This is a genomic window from Persicimonas caeni, assembly GCF_006517175.1.
GTDB classification, from domain to species: domain Bacteria; phylum Myxococcota_A; class Bradymonadia; order Bradymonadales; family Bradymonadaceae; genus Persicimonas; species Persicimonas caeni.
On sequence record NZ_CP041186.1, the window covers coordinates 3,488,025 to 3,504,169 of the forward strand.

A 16,145-nucleotide genomic window follows, 5' to 3' on the forward strand; every position below is an offset into this window, starting at 1 on the left:
CTTCGCGCCCTTTTCGGTTTAGCGCTGCTGTTTATCCAACGGTGTACGTCTGGCCCTGCTGGGCGAAGTCGAGCTCATCGATGGGCTGGAAGCCCTCGGGGAGGTGGACGACGAGCATCTTTTGGCGAAGCTCTTCGGGCAGGCCCATGAGCTTGTCGAGCGGGGTGTGGCCCGGCCCGAAGCTCGTCTCGTGCATGATGAAGTCGGCGTCGCCCAGCCACTCGATGAGTTCGGGATCGTAGGCCGTATCACACGAATAACCCAGCGTGTGCTCGCCGTCGCTGATGCGCATCGCCATCGTGGGCAGGTGGTGCGTCGTGCACCGTGTGGTGATCTCGAACGGGCCGATCTTGTGCGGTTCGCCCCACTCGATGATGTCGAGGTCGTAGTAATCGTCGGGGGTGAGATCGTCGTAGGTCTCCCCGTTGTACGACCGTCCCAACGACACGGCCAGGCGTCCGTCCCACAGCCGCTCGCCGGCCTCTGGCGAGGTGTAGATCTTCATCTTTCCGCCGCTGACGTAGCGCCGGTAGGCCAGCGTCATCTCGAGGCCATTGACGTGGTCGCCGTGCAGGTGCGTGATCACGATTGCGTCGATCGTGTCGACGTCGACCTCCTCTCCCTTATGCTCGAACGCGTGGTCTTGCAGCGCGTTGCGGTAGCTATCGGGACAGTCGACCGCGAGCAGAAAGTCATCCTTCTGCAGCAAGAAATTCGTCCCGTAGTGCTCGCGAGAAAAGGCGTTTCCGACGCCATTCATCAAAATCTGAAAACTCATCGGTGGACCCGTTGGGCTGGTGTCGCAAGATGCCCTCTTTGTCTCACGAATCGCCGCGCCGGTCCAGAGATTCGAAAGGCTCCTCGGTCGCCTCGGCGGCAGTGCTTCGAGCGCTGGTGGTTTTGGAGGCAGCGCTTCGAGCGCTGGTGGTTGTGGAGGCAGCGCTTCGAGCGCTGGTGGCTTTGGAGGCAGCGCTTCGAGCGCTGGTGGTTTTGGAGGCAGCGCTTCGAGCGCTGGTGGTTTTGGAGGCAGCGCTTCGAGCGCTGGTGGTTTTGGAGGCAGCGCTTCGAGCGCTGGTGGTTTTGGAGGCAGCGCTTCGAGCGCTGGTGGTTTTGGAGGCAGCGCTTCGAGCGCTGGTGGTTTTGGAGGCAGCGCTTCGAGCGCTGGTGGTTTTGGAGGCAGCGCTTCGAGCGCTGGTGGTTTTGGAGGCAGCGCTTCGAGCGCTGGTTCCAGACCAAGATGGTCTGCCTCCAATGGCTCGACCAGACCAGGACGGTCTGCCTCCAATGGGTCCACGATCCAAACAGCCACCATAAAGAAATTTCGCCCCTAGACCCCCGCCACGCCCCGATCTCCGCCAAACGCACGCAACAAATCGCCCGTTTCTGCCGAAAACCAGAGTGCAGCATCCACTACACTCTGATCAGGAGAAACTCGTGAAAAACTACTTCGACTACTCAGGCCCGCAACGCTTCCGTCGCGGGGAGTCGCTTCCGCACCTCGAGGTCGATGGCGGGATCTACTTCGTGACCATTTGCCTCCAGGATTCCATCCCCAAAAAACAACTCGCCCGCTTCAAAGCAGAGCGTGAAGAAGAGCTGGAGCGTCTCAAAAAGCAGAAGAAACTCACCAGCAAGACTCGCCAACTGGTCGACGATGGATACTTCGAGAAGGTCGACGGAGTCCTCGACCAGGGCCACGGATCGATGCTACTGCAGCGCGACGATGTAGCGCAGATCGTCGCCGACGCCTTCGAGTACTTCCACCGCGACCGCTACGACCTCGACATGTGGTCGATTATGGGTTCGCACGCCCATCTGACGCTCCAAACGCGCCGCGGGCATTGGTTGTCCGACATCATGCACTCGTGGAAGTCCTTCACCGGCAACGAGATCAACAAGCTCGTCGGGCGGGAAGGCAAGCTCTGGCAGGCGGACTTCTACGACCGACTGCTTCGGTCGGAAGAAGAGCTGGCCGAGAAGCGCAAGTATGTTTGGAGGAACCCGGAGGCCGCGGGGTTTAAGGAGTGGAAATGGCGCAGACAATACCCCGACCGGTGGTCCAAAGACGAGGAGAAAGCCAGCTAGGAAAGGTCGCCATTGCAGGCAGCGCTTCGAGCGCTGGTGGTTTTGGAGGCAGCGCTTCGAGCGCTGGTGGTTTTGGAGGCAGCGCTTCGAGCGCTGGTGGTTTTGGAGGCAGCGCTTCGAGCGCTGGTTCCAGACCAAGATGGTCTGCCTCCAATGGCTCAACCAGACCAGGATGGTCTGCCTCCAATGGCTCGACCAGACCAAGATGGTCTGCCTCCAATGGCTCGACCAGACCAGGATGGTCTGCCTCCAATGGCTCGACCAGACCAGGATGGTCTGCCTCCAATGGCTCGACCACTGGATCCTACTGCTCGATACGCACCCCGCCCGATGCTTTCAGCGTGTTCTCGAGGCGCTCTTTCATGTTCAGGCACTCGCCCGAGTCGGTGTTGTTGGTCACCAGCACCTGCGTCCCGCTTGTCTTCAGGTCGCCGTCGCGCAGGCAGCTTGTCAGTGGGACGTTCTCGAGGAAGCGCGCGACGTCGAACGTGAACACCACCCGGCCGTCTTCGGGGACGTCGATGCCGCCGTCGGGCTCGACGTCGACCTCGCCGCTGAAGCCGACGCGGATGGCGAGTTCGCGCGCGTTGTTCTCCTCGTCGCGAAACGCGGCGTTCACGATCCAAGTGTTGCCCACGATCAGGTCGCCCGACGACACACCGCGGGTGGTCGACTTCGCTTCGTCGAACTCGACGTCGATCTCTTGGTAGCGAAGCGCCGGGATGGGCACCTCGCCGATGTTCGGCGTCAGTTCGCCTGTGGCGACGTCGAGCACGAACGGCCCCTCGATCTTGAGCTCGGCGTTGTTGGAGATGTCGTCGTCGCTCGCGTCGACCTCATCGTCGAATTGCGAGTCGCATTTGACCTCAGGGGCCAGTTGCGCCTCGATATCGTCGCACTCGACGTATTGGGGCAACTCGAACTCGATCTCTTCGACGAGCAGCCGACTCTCCGTCAACGTGTAGACGGTGCCGTTGTCGTCGGCAAAGACGAGGTCGTCGGACGAGTTGGACAGGGAACTGGTCGCGCCCAATGCGAAGGTGGCTTGGCCGGGGTCGAAATCGGAGTCGTCAATGTCGACGGTTTCGTCTTCGAGGCTGCACCCGACGCCGCCTGTGAGCAGAACGGCAAGCACAACGGCGAGCGTCGGCGAGCTGACGTTTAGGGAGCGCGCGAGCGATCTCAGATACGGCATAAGGCCTCCGAGGGTAACGTCGATAGGTCATGTCATCTGACACGATCAAATGTCGACGTTTTTGCCCCGGAGGCCAGCGTTGATGCTCGGATTCGTGGGATTTACATCGTTTCGGGCGGCGGCTCGATCTTCAGACGCAGCGAGTCCTCGAAGTTCGACTCGAACTGTGCCTCGGCGTCACCACAATCGTCGATCGCCTCGTCGTCGAGGGTGACCAGACCGTCTCGAGACTTCAGCGAGCCGGCCATCAGACAGTCGGTGACCGGAATGGAGTCGAGCCAGTTGGCCACGTCGAGCTGCAAGACCAAGGTGCCGCCATCGGCGACTGCCGCTTGGGGCAGGTCATCGGCGCTGGCTTTGGCCTCGGCCTTGAACGAGAAGTCGAGCATCAGCTCGCGCTTGCTGTTCATGAACTCGAAATCGGAGAAGGCGACCACGGTGTGATCGATGATGTCGGCGTCCCGTGGCACGGTGTTGTCTTCGATGCGGGCCGTGTCGACCTCCAGGTCCACCGTCGTGTAACCGATGGCCGGAATCCGAATCGTCGAGAGGTCCGGCGTGCTGGTGCCTTCGAGCACGTTGAAGACGAACGGGCCGTCGATCTTGATCTGGTCCTCGCCGCCCAGCGCGCCGTCGTCGTCGCACTGAACGCGCGCGTCGAACTCACCGCCGATGTCGCCGCAAGAGATATTCGCCGGAAGATCGAACTCCAACTCCTCGACCGCGATGGTCAGCGAGGTCATCGAGTAGAGGGTACCCGACGGGTCTTCGAACTCCAGTTGGTTGGCCATGGTGTTCGTCGAACTCATCGCCTCGAGGCGCACCTGGGCGGTGCCAAACTCCTGCGGCGAGTCTCCATCGCCATTGTCACCGCAACCGGCGGCGAGCCAACTCGCCACCAGGGCCACACCCAGGCACGCCCCTAACGCAGGGGCGGACAAGCGGTTCGACCAAGGAACACGACATCGGGCTAAATTCGACATAACGCCTCCGGTTACAGCAACAACACGACCTGTGATGGGCAGCCGCAGGGGGTTACCCTGCGGGCCGCGATAGGAAGCAAAGATTGGGTGGCTAGCGTGTGATTCCGACGAGCAGCGACTCTTCGAAGTTCGTCTCGAATTCGCCTTCGGCGTCGGAACATTCGCCACCGACGTCGTCATCGACCACAACGCGGCCGTTGGCCGACTTCAAGTCGCCGTCGGCCAGACACTGGGTGATGCGCACGTCGTTGAACCAGTTGGTGACGTCGAGGCGCAGCACCAAGGTGTCACCATCTCGGAGTGCGTCGAGCAGTCCCTCTTCGTCCTGCCCTTCGCCGTACTTCGCTTCGGTGTCGAAGCTGAAGCGAGCGTCGAGCTCCTGCTTGGTGTTGTTGCGCTCGAAGTCGGCGAGCATGCGCACCGTCTCGCCGCGGATGAACTGCGGAAACTCGTCTTGGTCGTCGTCGATGTTGTTGACCTCGAGATCGATCTCGTCGTAGCTGAGCGCGGGGATTGTTAGCCCCGAGATATCGGGCACCGTCTCGCCGGTCAGCAGGTTGACGGCGATCTTGCCCTCGACTTTGATCTCGTCGTCCTCGCCCTCGAGCTCGCCCTCGTCACACTCGACGCGGCCGCTGATTTGGTCTTCGACATCATCACAGTCGACGCCGTCGGGCAGGTCGAGCTCGATCTCGTCGATCGCCACCCACAATTCGGTGATCGTGTAGGTGGTGCCCTGCGGGTCCTGCAGCTCGATTCGGTCGGCCGTTCCCATGTCACTGGTCGCGGCGAGCGCCAAGTTGATCGAGCCAAAGTCCTGTTGCGCATCGTCGTCATCGTCACCACAACCGGCGGCGAACATGCCCACCACCAGCGCAGCGCCGAGCCACGCGTGCATCGGCCGTCCGTACTTGCCTGTCGTCATGCTACTTCTCAGTCGGTCCAGGAGAGACATAAGCTCCTCCACAATTTGAGAGAAAAACGCACTTGCACAGAAACACAGAGATGGCTCCACCGTCCCCCCGGATGCAGTGGAGCCACTCTGGTTGTTGTCACGGCGACGGCTTGAGCTCCGTGACGCTGCCATCGGCTTGAATCGCCAAGATGGCAAACCCCGGCCCATCGGTGCCGTTGGTCTGGTCGAGATCTCCGGGGGTCAGGAACCCGGAGGCGACCAGCGTCAACGCCTCACCTTCGAAGACGCTCAGATCGACATCGACCTGGGCGAGCACCGACGACTGATCGGCTGGGGTGACTTGCAACCCGACCGGAGCCGGGTCGACCATGAAAAACTCACTGAATTGTCCGTAGTTGAGGTCATCGACCAGCGTCTGCTTGCCGGCGGCGGTGACCACATCGATGGCCGGGGCGTCGGTCACCCCGTGAAATGCCTTGAGCTGGACCATGTCCCAGCTGTCGGAGACCTCGCGCACCACCCCGAATTTGACGTCGAAGGCGATGTCTTCGCCTCCCGGGTTGGGCTCGAACTGGCTCGGGTCACTCACCCCCGTGGCAATGCCGGCGTAGGTCGCCCCGGCGGCCAAGGTGGGCGTGGCCACAAAGATGGCGTCTTCATCCGACGCACTGTCAGACGGCGCGATCGCCACGTCGACCGCGATGCCCGACGGGTAGCTCAACGCCGCGGTGGCCTGCCGATAGGTCAGGTCGTCTCCCACCAACTCGCCTTCGATATACACGTCGACGGTGTCGAACGCCGCATCGGGGCTGTTGTGGACGACCTGCACGCGGCCGGCCTGCATCAGCTCGATGCCCTCGCCGCCCTCGGCGGGGTAGGCCACAAGCGCGAATTCGGGGCGATCGCTGTTGTCGGTGTTCAAAAAGCCCGAGGCGGCGATGACGAACGCCTGGCCGCCGCCCAGATTGGGCGTCTGGAACGAGTCGATCCGCCGGTCCTCGCGCGCCGGGTTGGTCACATCGAGGGTGTGGATCCCGTTGGGGATATCGACGTAGTTGGAGAATTCGGCGTAGTTCAGCCCGCTCAACAGCGTGGTAGTGCGGTCGACGACGATGTCGACCGGCGGGGTGTCGGGGCTGCTGTGAAAGATCGTGGCCTGGTCGACTCCGTCGTCACTCGACTCGACGCGTGCCTCCTCGAGTAGCGTCAGGCCCAGCGAGATGTCGCCGTTGGCCGGCGTGGTCGGCGTGTTCTGCGGATCGAGCACCCCGTTGACCGCGGCGACGAATTGGCCGCCATCGTCGAGACTGATCGGCCCGAGCTCGACGATGCGGTCGTCGAAGCTGTCGCTGGTGCCCGGCGCCAGCGCGATCGTCAGATCGGTGTCGGCAGGCACCTGCTCGAAAGCGGTGGCCGTGCGGTAGCGAAAATCGTCGATGAACAGGTTGCCGTTGACGTAGACGTCGACGACCTGCGCCGCCGGATCGGGCGACTCGTGGATCACCTGCAGCAGGGCGCTCGGGCCGGTGAAGGCGTCCTCCTCGGCGTCGTCGTCGGCGTCCACCGGCTCGGCATCGCCCACGTCGGCGCCTGCGTCATCACCAGCGTCGCCCACGCCTACATCGGCGACTGGTTGCTCGTCGTCATCATCGTCATCACAGCCCACTGCTCCCAGCGCCAGCGCTCCGGCCAGCACCAGCGGCCACAGTCGCAGTCGCCTCGTCATCTCCCGTCGTGTACGCATCGTTCCCCCCAGTTTTCCCTTCCATCAGCCACCTGGCAGCGTCTACAACAGCTATCATCAACACGCTGCCCCGATTCGATTGTCCATTCTCACAACCCGCAGGCCCCCGCCTCTGGTTGCGAACTGCTCTGGTGTTCCCCTCGGTATTTCGGGTACATCGGTAAACCTCGACGTATTCGCGGGTTTGACTAGGGATGTTTTCGATTTTTTTCAAAAACTCCCCGTCATCACTCGATTTACGCCCCCTTGCCGCCGCACGACCCGGCTGTTATGTTCCGCGCCCGTTCCATCGGGCGAAATCCGACTCGCCCGCCACTGTCGCAAGCTCAGGACTGCATCTATGTCTGTACGTGTCGTTTTTCTGGGGACCGGAAGCGGAAAGCCGATGCCGCACCGTGGGGTGTCGTCGGTGGCGCTATTCCGCGACGGAAAGATGTACATGTTCGACTGCGGCGAGGGTACCCAGGTCCAGTTGTCGAAGTCGTCACTGCGCCCCGGCGCGCTCGAGTCGGTCTTTTTGACCCACTTCCACGGCGACCACGTCAACGGACTGCCCGGCTTTGTGGGCTCACTGACGCTGAACCGACGCGAAGATGCCCTCGACATCTACGGCCCCAGCGGGCTGAACCACTGGTTCAAGGCGCTGCGCGACCTGCACATTTTGTGGCCGAGCTTTCCGGTCCACGCCCACGAGCACAAAGAGCCGGGCGTGATCTGCAAGCAGAGCGACTACCGCGTCGAAGTCCGCCGGCTCCGCCACCGCGTGGAGACCTGGGGCTACGCCTTCATCGAAGAAGACCGCCCCGGCCGCTTCGACCTCGACGCCGCCAAGGCACTAGGCGTGCCGCCCGGCCCGCTGTACGGCCGCCTGCAACAAGGCGAGACGGTTGAACTCGACGACGGCCGCACAGTTGCTCCCGACCAGGTGCTCGGCCCGTCACGCCCCGGCCTCAAGATCGCCTACATCACCGACACCTCGCCGTGCGACGGCGCCATCGAGTTGGCCAAAGACGCCGATTTGGTCATCCACGAGGCAACCTACCCCGCCGGCAACGAGAAGTTGGCCCACGAACGCGGCCACTCCACCGCCGCCGACGCCGCCCACTGCGCCCGCAAAGCCGGCGCCAAGAGGCTCGTGCTCACGCACCTGTCCCAGAAGTATATCCGCCCCAAAGAATTCTTGGCAGGCGCCCGGGATATCTTCCCGAACACCGATGTCGCCGAGGATTTGATGGAGTTGGAGATCAAGCGCCGCGATCAGTAGCAGCGGAGTGGGTTGTTGGGGCCCCCTCCGCCTCGCAAACTGTGCTCGGCACCTCCCCGACGCGGGGAGGGGTGGCGAGCCTGAACGCCTTCACGTCTTGCCACCCCTCCCCGGCGCGGGGAGGTGGCGGCGCAGCGAAGCGAAGCCGTCGGAGGGGGCACCAACAACCCTCCCCCTTCATCACTTCGCATCCAGCCAGTTGTCACCCACGCCCAGGTCGACCTCGAGCGGCACGTCCATCTCGCAGACGCCCTCCATGCCCTCGCGCACGATGTCGCGCGCCTCATCGACGAAGTCGTCCTCGACCTCGAAGACCAATTCATCGTGCACCTGAAGCAGCATGCGCATGGGAAGCTCGTCGGCCTCGATCTGCTTTTGCAGGTTGACCATGGCGTACTTGATGATGTCGGCGGCGGTGCCCTGAATCGGGGTGTTGACCGCGGCGCGCTCGGCGAAGGCCTGCTGGCGGCGGCTCGTTTGAGTGAGCTCGGGGAGCAGCCGGCGGCGGCCGAACATCGTCTCGGCGTAGCCCGTGTCGCGGGCGCGTTCGACGAGTTCGTCGAAGAAGTCGGTGACCTTGGCGTACTTCTCGAAGTAGTTGTCGATGTACTGCTTGGCGTCCGATTGCGAGATGTCGAGCTCGCGGGCGAGTCGGCGCGAGCCCATGCCGTAGAGGACGCCGAAGTTGATCGTCTTGCCGGCGCCTCGCTGCTCGGGGGTCACCTCGTCGAACTCGACGTCGAAGATCTGCGAGGCGGTCAGCCGGTGGATATCCGCGCCGGACCCGTACGCCTCGAGCAGGAGCGGGTCTTGGGACATATGCGCTAGGATGCGAAGCTCGATCTGCGAGTAATCGGCCACCAGAAGCTTCGAGCCAGCGTCGGGCACGAACGCCTTGCGGATTTGACGGCCGCGCGCGGTGCGCATCGGGATATTTTGCAGGTTCGGGTTCGACGAGGAGAGCCGGCCGGTGGCCGTGACCGCCTGGTTGAAGTCGGTGTGGATGCGTCCGGTGTCCTCGCGGATGAGCTCCGGCAGTGCGTCGACGTAGGTGCCTTTGAGCTTCGAGAACGAGCGGTACTCCAAGATCAGCTCGGGGAGCTCGTGCAGCTCGCTTAGCTCCTCGAGCACCGACGCCGCGGTCGACGGGCCGGTCTTGGTGCGCTTTTTGACCGGCAGGCCGAGCTTGTCGAAGAGCACTTCGCGAAGCTGCTTGGGGCTATTCGGGTTGGTCGGGCCGCCAGAGAGCTCGTCGATCTGGTCTTGCAGCTCTTGGAGCTCCTTTTCGAACTCCTCGCTCAGCTCACCGAGCATGTCGTGGTCGATGCGCACGCCCGTGGCTTCCATGATGCCGAGTACGCGGGTCAACGGAACCTCGAGCTTGTCGTGCAGCTCGTCCAATTCCGCGTCGATGAGCTCGGGCTCGAGCTCGTTGCAGATCATCAGCGTCAGATCTGCGTCCTCGGCGGCATACGGCGTTGCCTCCTCGAGGTCGACCTGGTCGAAGGTGACCTGATTTTTGCCCTTCCCGGCCACATCTTCGAAGGTGATCGTGTTGTAGTTGAACAGATCGCGCGCCAGCGTATCGAGGCTGTGCGAGTTTTTACCCGGATCGAGCAGGTAACTCATCAGCATCGTGTCGTATTTGATGGCGGTTAGATCAATGCCGTACTTGCGAAGCACCAGCCACTCGTACTTCAGGTGCTGGCCGACGACCTTCTTGTCGTCGCCTTCCAAGTAGGGGCGCACCTTCTCGAGCACCGTGTCGATGTCCAACTGCGTGGGCGCTCCGTCATAAGCGTGCGCACACGGGATATAGACGGCCTCGCCTTGGTTCCAAGCGAAGCTCATGCCGCAAATCTTGGCGTCGAGCGGGTCGAGGCTCGTCGTCTCCAGGTCGAACGCGAACCGGTCGACGTCGTCGAGGGCGGCCAAGACCTCGTCGAGCTCCTCTTCGGTGAAGATCGCCCGATAATTCTTGTCGCTCGACTCGTGGTCGTGGGTCTCGGGGCCGATGCTCGAGAAGTCGAACGCCATCTGGTCTTCTTCGAGCCAGTCGTGCTCGTCCATCCACTGGCGCACCTCGCGAAGCGGCGTCTCGAACTCGAGCTCGGAGAAGAGCGCGGTCAGATCGTCCATGTCCGGGGGCGTGAGCTTGAGGCGGTCGAGATCGAGCTCGACGTCGCAGTCGTCGCGCAGGGTGACCAAGTCGAGCGACAGGCGAGCCTGATCGGCGAACTCGGTCAGGTTTTGCTTGCGCTTTTTGCCACCGACTTTGTCAATGTTGGCAAGCAGGGTCTCCAGGTCGCCAAACTCGTCGATGAGCCGCCCGCCGGTTACCTCTCCGATGCCTGGCACCCCCGGAATATTGTCGGAGCTATCCCCGGCGAGTGCCAAGACGTAGCGCACTTTGTCAGGCGAGACGTTGAACCGCTCTTGGACGTCCTCGGGCGTGTACTTCTTGTCACGCATCGTATCCAGCATGCTCACGTGATCGGAGAGCAGCTGCATCAGGTCTTTGTCGGCGCTGATGATGCAGACCTCGAGTCCCTCTTCGCGCGCCTTCTTGGTCATCGTGGCGATGACGTCGTCGGCCTCCACCCCGGCCTGCTCTTTGAGCGGGATGCGCATCGCCTCGACCACCTTGTGAAAGTACGGAAGCTGCACCTTCAGGTCGTCGGGCATCTTCGAGCGGTTGGCCTTGTACTCCTCGTACATCTCCTTGCGGAAGTTGGTCTTCTCGGCGCTGTGCGCGTCGAAGGTGACCGCGATGTACTTGGGATCTTCGGCGCGCAACAGCTTGATGAGCATCTGCGTGAAGCCGTAGATGCCGTTGGTCGGCAGGCCCTTAGAGGTCGTCAAGGGGTTGCGGATGGCGTAGAAGGCCCGAAAAATATACGAGGAGCCGTCGACGATGTAGAGGGTGTTGGAGTTGGGCATTGAACTGCAGGGGTCTGGGGGTTTGGGTGCTCGGGGTCTCGGTTGGAGCTACAAGTAGCTCAGCAGCAGCAAAATCCCAAGGGTGAAGAAGACGAGGGTGGCCACGACGATGAAGATCTGCAATCCGGCCACCCAGTTGGCCTCGTTGATGCTCTTGTCGAGCTGGGCGTAAGCCTCGTCGCCCTCTTCGTCGAGAGACATCTCGAGCTCGACGTCGCGGAGCATCTGGTTTTGCTGCTGATAGCTTTTGACGCCCATGAGTACGAGGTAGCCGACCACCGCCAGGCCGATCAAAAGCGCGATGGCGGTGAGGATCATTAGGTCGCCTTTGACGTCGTCCTTCCACGCGGCGAGCTTCTCGCGAGCGGCTTTCTGGCTGTTGATCAGCAGCGGCGGCGCGTCGAAGTGGCGCGGCACTGCCTCGAGCATCGCCACGATCCAGAGCCGAAGCTTCGCGGTGTCGACCGTCGTCACGAAGACGTCCGAGCCGGCGACGGCGTCAAAATAGGGATCGTCGGTGCGTTCGGCCACATAATCGGCGAGCTTCTGGGCGGCTTGCTGGTAATCGTCGAGTCCCCGTCCCTCGGCTGCGACCAGATACTCGATGTCCCAGGCGCCGCCGGCGTCGTAGATGCTCTTGTAGACCTGCACTCGGTAGAGCAATCCCTCCTCGTCGAGCGCGGGCACCTTCGCCCGAACGCCGCTTCGGTCGGGGCGAATGCCAAAGGCAGCCGCGTCCACCCAGTCGTCGCCGTTGTACAGGTCGACCATCACGCCGCCCGACTGGAATAGGCTGTACACCACGCCGTCGGCCGGCTCGCCGGAGACGGCCAGCGGCTCGTTCATCTGGAGCGCCACCTGCGTCGGGACCGTCGTCACGTGCAGCTTGGCGGAGCTGGGTTCTTCGCCTTCACGCTCGGGCTTCGTCGCCAGCGTCCAAGTTTGGTCGGTCATGGCGACGATATCGAGCCGCGCGAGGCCCATCTCATCGGTGCGAAGCTCTTTGGGGAGGTCCCCTTGGCGCATGCCTTCGGCTTTCTCGAAGACGAGTGCGACCGACACGGGCTCTTTGGTCTCACGATCGACGGTGCGCAGGAAGACTTCACTTCGCAATCCGCGCGAGACTCGGCCGTCGGCCGGCAGCAACTCGATCTGGATGGGGCCTTCTGAACTCGCGACCGTTTTCGTGCCTCGGCGGCCGTCGTCTTTCGGAAGCCGCTCGGTGCGCCGGGGCCAGTAGTCGACCGGAGCCGTTCGCTCGGCGACGGCGATTTTGGAGCCGGTGCGAAAGTTTTCGACGTTCGAACCATCGGCACGCACGACCAGAGCCTGCTCACCGGCTGTCCAATCCTCCGGGACCGTTGCCTTCAGGTGGACGTGTCCGCTGGGCGCGGTCCGGGCCTTGGCGACGCCGGTGGAGGGGAGCGCGAGCAAGCTGTCGAGCTTTTCGTCGCTCTCGTAGGTTCCGTCGACCAGCGTCAACTCGATGCCCGCCCCGCGGATGAACTGGCCGCTCGGCGCGTCGAGCACCACCCCGCGCATGGCGTTGGGCCGCCCTTTTTCGAAGGTTTGATCCCCTTGGATATAGGCTGCGTATTCGACTTGGAGCAACGAGACCCAAACATACACGCCAATCAGCGCCGCCAGGCACACCACGTACAGGCCGATGGCCGTGTGGCGAAACGTCGGGCTGGTCAGCTTTTGGGCCCAGTTGTTCATTGCGCTCCGACCGCCGGTTGGTCGTCGATCTCCGCGGTGGGCAGGGCGGGCGCCGATTTCTTCAACTCGGCGTCGAGTTTCTCTTTGAGCGGCGTGGCGATCTCATCGACGAATCGCGTCTTCTCGGCGCCTTTGAGCGGCTCGGCCCGCGCGAAGTCGACCTTGCGTGGGTTGACGTACTTGCCGTGACGCTTCATGCCGAAGTGAAGGTGCGGACCGGTCGAGCGACCGGTGTTGCCCACTTGGCCGATGATCGTCTTCTTGGTGACGCGCTTGCCAGGGCGGATGCCCTTCGAAATCTTGTGCAGGTGCGCGTAGTAGGTGCGATAGCCGTTGGCGTGCTTGATGGCGATGAGCTTGCCGTTGGCGCCCTTCCAGCCGGCAAAAGTCACCGTGCCGTCGGCGACCGCGCGAATCGGCGTGCCGGTGGGGGCGCCGTAGTCGATGCCGTTGTGCATGCGCATGCGCTTCAACACCGGGTGGTAGCGCTTGCCGTAGGTACTCGTCACACGCACCGAGGCGAGCGGACTCTTGAGGAACTGGCGCTGCAGGTTTTCGCCGTTTTCGTCGTAATAGCCCGACTCACCGTCGTCGCTCTCGTAGTAGAAGCCGTAGTTGATCCCACCGCGACCGGCATACATGCCGGCGACGATGCGTCCGTAGCGCAAGAATTTGCCGTCGAGGTAAATCTTCTCGAAGGCCAGCGCGAAGCGATCCCCCGGGCGAGTTTCGGCGTTGAAGTCGACGGTATAGGCGAAGATGTCGGCGAAGCGATAGATGAGCGAGCCGTCCTCGCCCTGCTCGATCATCGCCTGCCACAGGCTGCTGTTGACGACGCCGGCGATAACCTCTTGGCGCGTTTGGACGGGGACCTCGACCTTTTCGGTCTCGTATTTACCCTCGCCGGTGCGCACCGTCTCCCAGATATCCTCCGGCGAGGTCTGGTAGCGAAAGCGGGTGATATTGCCCTCGTCGTCGACCTGGGCGAACCACTCGTCGCCGGGGCGACTGCGGCGAAAGTCGAATTTCTTGCCGGTCGCCGAGACCACCGCGTGGATCGCCTGCGCGGAGAGATTGCGATCTTGGAGCGCCAAGAAGACCGACTGGTTCTTCTGCAAAACCCCGCGCACGGCGACCGACTCACCTTCGGTCCACTCGGCGGTGAGCTCCTCGTCGCGCTTGCTCGTGCCCAGATCTTCGGAGGCCTCCTCGACCTCGAGCGGAGCGCGCGCCGCGTCGACGCTCTCGTCGATCACCGCCGTGGCCGCGCTCAGCGCCACCCCGCGCATGTCTTTCTTCTCGGGCTGGACGTCCTCTTGGGAGTACCACCACCATCCACCGGCTGCCGCAGCGATCAGCACCAGCAAGAACAGCATGCGCCGCGGCCCACGATTGCGCCGTCGACGCCTCCTGCGCCGCTGATTCCTGAGCAGATCATCCATCGGTGGATACTTCGACATTCTCGTTCCCTGCGATATAACTTCAGTGATCGAGTGGCTTTCTCTCGATCCCTCGAACCCTCGATCTCTCAATCACTCTCTGTACCATGTCCTCGAAGTTCAAAAAACGGCTGAAACAACTGCACGGCTCTCGTGAAAAGCGCCGTCGTCAGTCGACGCAAGACGAGCAGTCGCGTGTGTTCACCGCCGATGACGTCGAGGAGCAGGATTTGGGCATCGCCACATCGGCGGTCGATGCGTGGCGCGACCACGGCGCCGACAGTCGCCCGACAGCCCGCGGTGAGGCCCATTTTCTAGTGCGCCATCACCCGCAGTCCCACCAACACGGCACGAAGCGGCTTGCCGAGGGTGCAGCGGTCACGCTCGAGGGCTTCCGAAAGCAACTCAACGATGCGCGCTTGCATTCCGCCGATCCGAGCCGCCTGGTCTTTTTGGACCTCGAGACCAACGGGCTGTCGAAGACGAGCTTTCCGTTCTGTATCGGGATCGGCGTCTGGGAGGGCTCGCAGTTCGGGGTCTACCACTACTTCACCCCGACCGAGGCGGACGAGCCTGCCTCGCTGAGCGCGTGCGCCGAGATCTTACGCGATTGCGAGGGGTTGTGCACGTTCAATGGAAGCTCGTTCGATGTGCGCATGCTCCAGCGGCGCTTCAGTCATTACGGCATAGAGCATCCACTCGACGATCTTGCCCACCTCGACTTGCTGCATCTGGCTCGAAAACTGTTGCCCGATCGCAACGGCCACAAGCTCTCGCAACTCGAGGAGGACGTGCTCGGCTTCGGGCGCACCGATGACGTACCCGGCGCGAAGATCCCGGGCCGGTGGAAGCAGTACCTGAAGACCGGGTCGCCCCATCTGCTGCTCGATGTCTTCGACCACAACAGACTCGACATCCTCTCGATGGTGGTGCTGCTGCCCGCACTTGCCGAAGGACTCGGAAGCAGCTCCGACAGCGCCCGCTTCAAGAACCGCGCTTCCAAATCCGATCTCGGAAACAGACCTTCGAGCAGTGGTTCGGATCAACAAGCTCGACCGCCGAAGGCAAAGCCGAAAACCAAGCTCGCCTCTCAACTCTCGCGCACTTACGCACTGCGCAAGAAGGCGCAGTCGGGCGGGCGTCGCCAGCCGGAGACTCGCCCGACGGAGCAAGCACGACAAGAGGATGTTCCACGTGAAACAGTGAAACTTGCAGGATCGTTTTCACGCGCGAAGCTCCGGCGAGGCATGCCGATCGGCACGCGGCTTCGCGAATTGCGGGGGGAAGTCGAGCGGCTCGAAAGAGAAGGACGAGGCGATGAGGAGCGCGACGAAATCGTGCACCGTTTGCACGAAATGGTCGCGCTTTCGCCGCGCAACCCGTTCGCGCTCGAAAGACTTGTCGACTACTATCGAGGCACGGGCGACGCGGCCCTGGCCGATCATTTCGCCAAGCGGCTCGACGAGACGTCGCCCTTCTGAGCGATCAATTCAGATGATCGACTCAGACGTCTCGGCGAGCGAGGTACTCTGCAAAGCTGATCTTGGGTCCGCTTTTGGACGTATCGTCACCTTTGGGTGACTCGGCGGCGTCGACCTCGTCGTCGGCCTCGTCGGCGTCTTCCTCTTCGGACTGCGGCTCGTCGGGCTCTCGCGCCTTCTTCTCACGCGCTCGCCGGTCGTCGAAATCGGCCTTCTGCTCCATGAGCTTACTCTTTTTGACGACTTCGACCGATGCCTTGATCGCCTCACTGAGCAGCGTGGTCACGGCGGTGATCACCGCCTTTTCACCGACCTTTCGCCACAACGAATCGCTTGCCTTGCTCGCTAGATTCTCGATCATCGTCCTCGCCTCGCTACG

At 62.6% G+C, this 16,145-nt stretch carries 13 protein-coding genes; 4 read left to right on the forward strand and 9 right to left on the reverse strand.

Annotation, left to right across the window (positions count from 1 at the left end; translation table 11 throughout):
• Positions 1-31: 31 nt before the first annotated feature.
• Positions 32-778, reverse strand: coding sequence for an MBL fold metallo-hydrolase (locus FIV42_RS30505; RefSeq protein WP_174769497.1), 747 nt, complete (start codon positions 776-778; stop codon positions 32-34).
• A 29-nt stretch (positions 779-807) separates the two neighbouring features.
• On the opposite strand from FIV42_RS30505, the gene FIV42_RS30510 reads away from it, so the two are divergent.
• Together FIV42_RS30510 and FIV42_RS12915 are read left to right on the forward strand one after the other, a co-directional pair.
• Positions 808-1,314 carry a hypothetical protein gene (locus FIV42_RS30510; RefSeq protein WP_174769498.1) on the forward strand — a complete coding sequence of 169 codons (507 nt, stop codon included), beginning with the start codon at positions 808-810 and terminating at the stop codon, positions 1,312-1,314.
• 120 nt (positions 1,315-1,434) lie between these two features.
• Positions 1,435-2,085, forward strand: coding sequence for a transposase (locus tag FIV42_RS12915; protein ID WP_141198096.1), 651 nt, complete (start codon positions 1,435-1,437; stop codon positions 2,083-2,085).
• Positions 2,086-2,389: 304 nt separating this feature from the next.
• Here FIV42_RS12915 and FIV42_RS12925 read toward each other — a convergent pair whose 3' ends face one another.
• The 4 genes from FIV42_RS12925 to FIV42_RS12940 all read right to left on the reverse strand — a co-directional run bounded on the left by FIV42_RS12925 (position 2,390) and on the right by FIV42_RS12940 (position 6,905).
• The gene (locus FIV42_RS12925; RefSeq protein ID WP_141198097.1) at positions 2,390-3,280 is read right to left on the reverse strand and encodes a hypothetical protein; all 891 of its coding nucleotides are present in this window, start codon (positions 3,278-3,280) and stop codon (positions 2,390-2,392) included.
• A gap of 101 nt (positions 3,281-3,381) precedes the next feature.
• The gene (locus FIV42_RS12930; RefSeq protein WP_141198098.1) at positions 3,382-4,179 is read right to left on the reverse strand and encodes a hypothetical protein; all 798 of its coding nucleotides are present in this window, start codon (positions 4,177-4,179) and stop codon (positions 3,382-3,384) included.
• A gap of 175 nt (positions 4,180-4,354) precedes the next feature.
• Positions 4,355-5,188, reverse strand: coding sequence for a hypothetical protein (locus tag FIV42_RS12935; protein ID WP_141198099.1), 834 nt, complete (start codon positions 5,186-5,188; stop codon positions 4,355-4,357).
• 127 nt (positions 5,189-5,315) lie between these two features.
• Positions 5,316-6,905: a DUF4397 domain-containing protein gene (locus FIV42_RS12940; protein WP_141198100.1), complete on the reverse strand. Its 1,590-nt coding sequence runs from the start codon at positions 6,903-6,905 to the stop codon at positions 5,316-5,318.
• A gap of 358 nt (positions 6,906-7,263) precedes the next feature.
• On the opposite strand from FIV42_RS12940, the gene FIV42_RS12945 reads away from it, so the two are divergent.
• Complete coding sequence (locus FIV42_RS12945) at positions 7,264-8,187, forward strand: ribonuclease Z (protein ID WP_141198101.1); 924 nt, start codon at positions 7,264-7,266, stop codon at positions 8,185-8,187.
• Positions 8,188-8,367: 180 nt separating this feature from the next.
• Here FIV42_RS12945 and polA read toward each other — a convergent pair whose 3' ends face one another.
• Genes polA through FIV42_RS12960 form a run of 3 tightly spaced genes read right to left on the reverse strand, consistent with a single transcriptional unit; the run spans position 8,368 to position 14,306 of the window.
• Complete coding sequence (gene polA / locus FIV42_RS12950) at positions 8,368-11,127, reverse strand: DNA polymerase I (RefSeq protein ID WP_141198102.1); 2,760 nt, start codon at positions 11,125-11,127, stop codon at positions 8,368-8,370.
• Between the two features lie 48 nt (positions 11,128-11,175).
• Positions 11,176-12,846 (reverse strand): hypothetical protein, encoded by a 1,671-nt coding sequence (locus tag FIV42_RS12955; RefSeq protein ID WP_141198103.1) that lies wholly within the window; start codon positions 12,844-12,846, stop codon positions 11,176-11,178.
• Positions 12,843-14,306 (reverse strand): M23 family metallopeptidase, encoded by a 1,464-nt coding sequence (locus FIV42_RS12960; RefSeq protein ID WP_141198104.1) that lies wholly within the window; start codon positions 14,304-14,306, stop codon positions 12,843-12,845. Before FIV42_RS12960 ends, FIV42_RS12955 begins: the two co-directional genes overlap by 4 nt.
• A gap of 86 nt (positions 14,307-14,392) precedes the next feature.
• On the opposite strand from FIV42_RS12960, the gene FIV42_RS12965 reads away from it, so the two are divergent.
• A complete protein-coding gene (locus FIV42_RS12965) occupies positions 14,393-15,766 on the forward strand; it encodes a ribonuclease H-like domain-containing protein (protein ID WP_141198105.1) in 1,374 nt (457 codons plus the stop codon).
• Positions 15,767-15,788: 22 nt separating this feature from the next.
• On the opposite strand, the gene FIV42_RS12970 is transcribed toward FIV42_RS12965, so the two are convergent.
• A complete protein-coding gene (locus FIV42_RS12970; RefSeq protein WP_141198106.1) occupies positions 15,789-16,127 on the reverse strand; it encodes a hypothetical protein in 339 nt (112 codons plus the stop codon).
• Between the last annotated feature and the right edge of the window lie 18 nt (positions 16,128-16,145).

Excerpts from the sequence above, each read along its gene's own strand:
- FIV42_RS12945 (WP_141198101.1), top strand. The coding sequence starts at position 7,264 with ATGTCTGTACGTGTCGTTTTTCTGGGGACCGGAAGCGGAAAGCCGATG.
- FIV42_RS30505 (WP_174769497.1), bottom strand. The coding sequence starts at position 778 with ATGAGTTTTCAGATTTTGATGAATGGCGTCGGAAACGCCTTTTCTCGC.
- FIV42_RS12925 (WP_141198097.1), bottom strand. The coding sequence starts at position 3,280 with ATGCCGTATCTGAGATCGCTCGCGCGCTCCCTAAACGTCAGCTCGCCG.
- FIV42_RS12970 (WP_141198106.1), bottom strand. The coding sequence starts at position 16,127 with ATGATCGAGAATCTAGCGAGCAAGGCAAGCGATTCGTTGTGGCGAAAG.
- FIV42_RS12935 (WP_141198099.1), bottom strand. The coding sequence starts at position 5,188 with ATGACGACAGGCAAGTACGGACGGCCGATGCACGCGTGGCTCGGCGCT.
- polA (WP_141198102.1), bottom strand. The coding sequence starts at position 11,127 with ATGCCCAACTCCAACACCCTCTACATCGTCGACGGCTCCTCGTATATT.
- FIV42_RS30510 (WP_174769498.1), top strand. The coding sequence starts at position 808 with ATGCCCTCTTTGTCTCACGAATCGCCGCGCCGGTCCAGAGATTCGAAA.
- FIV42_RS12955 (WP_141198103.1), bottom strand. The coding sequence starts at position 12,846 with ATGAACAACTGGGCCCAAAAGCTGACCAGCCCGACGTTTCGCCACACG.
- FIV42_RS12965 (WP_141198105.1), top strand. The coding sequence starts at position 14,393 with ATGTCCTCGAAGTTCAAAAAACGGCTGAAACAACTGCACGGCTCTCGT.
- FIV42_RS12940 (WP_141198100.1), bottom strand. The coding sequence starts at position 6,905 with ATGACGAGGCGACTGCGACTGTGGCCGCTGGTGCTGGCCGGAGCGCTG.
- FIV42_RS12960 (WP_141198104.1), bottom strand. The coding sequence starts at position 14,306 with ATGTCGAAGTATCCACCGATGGATGATCTGCTCAGGAATCAGCGGCGC.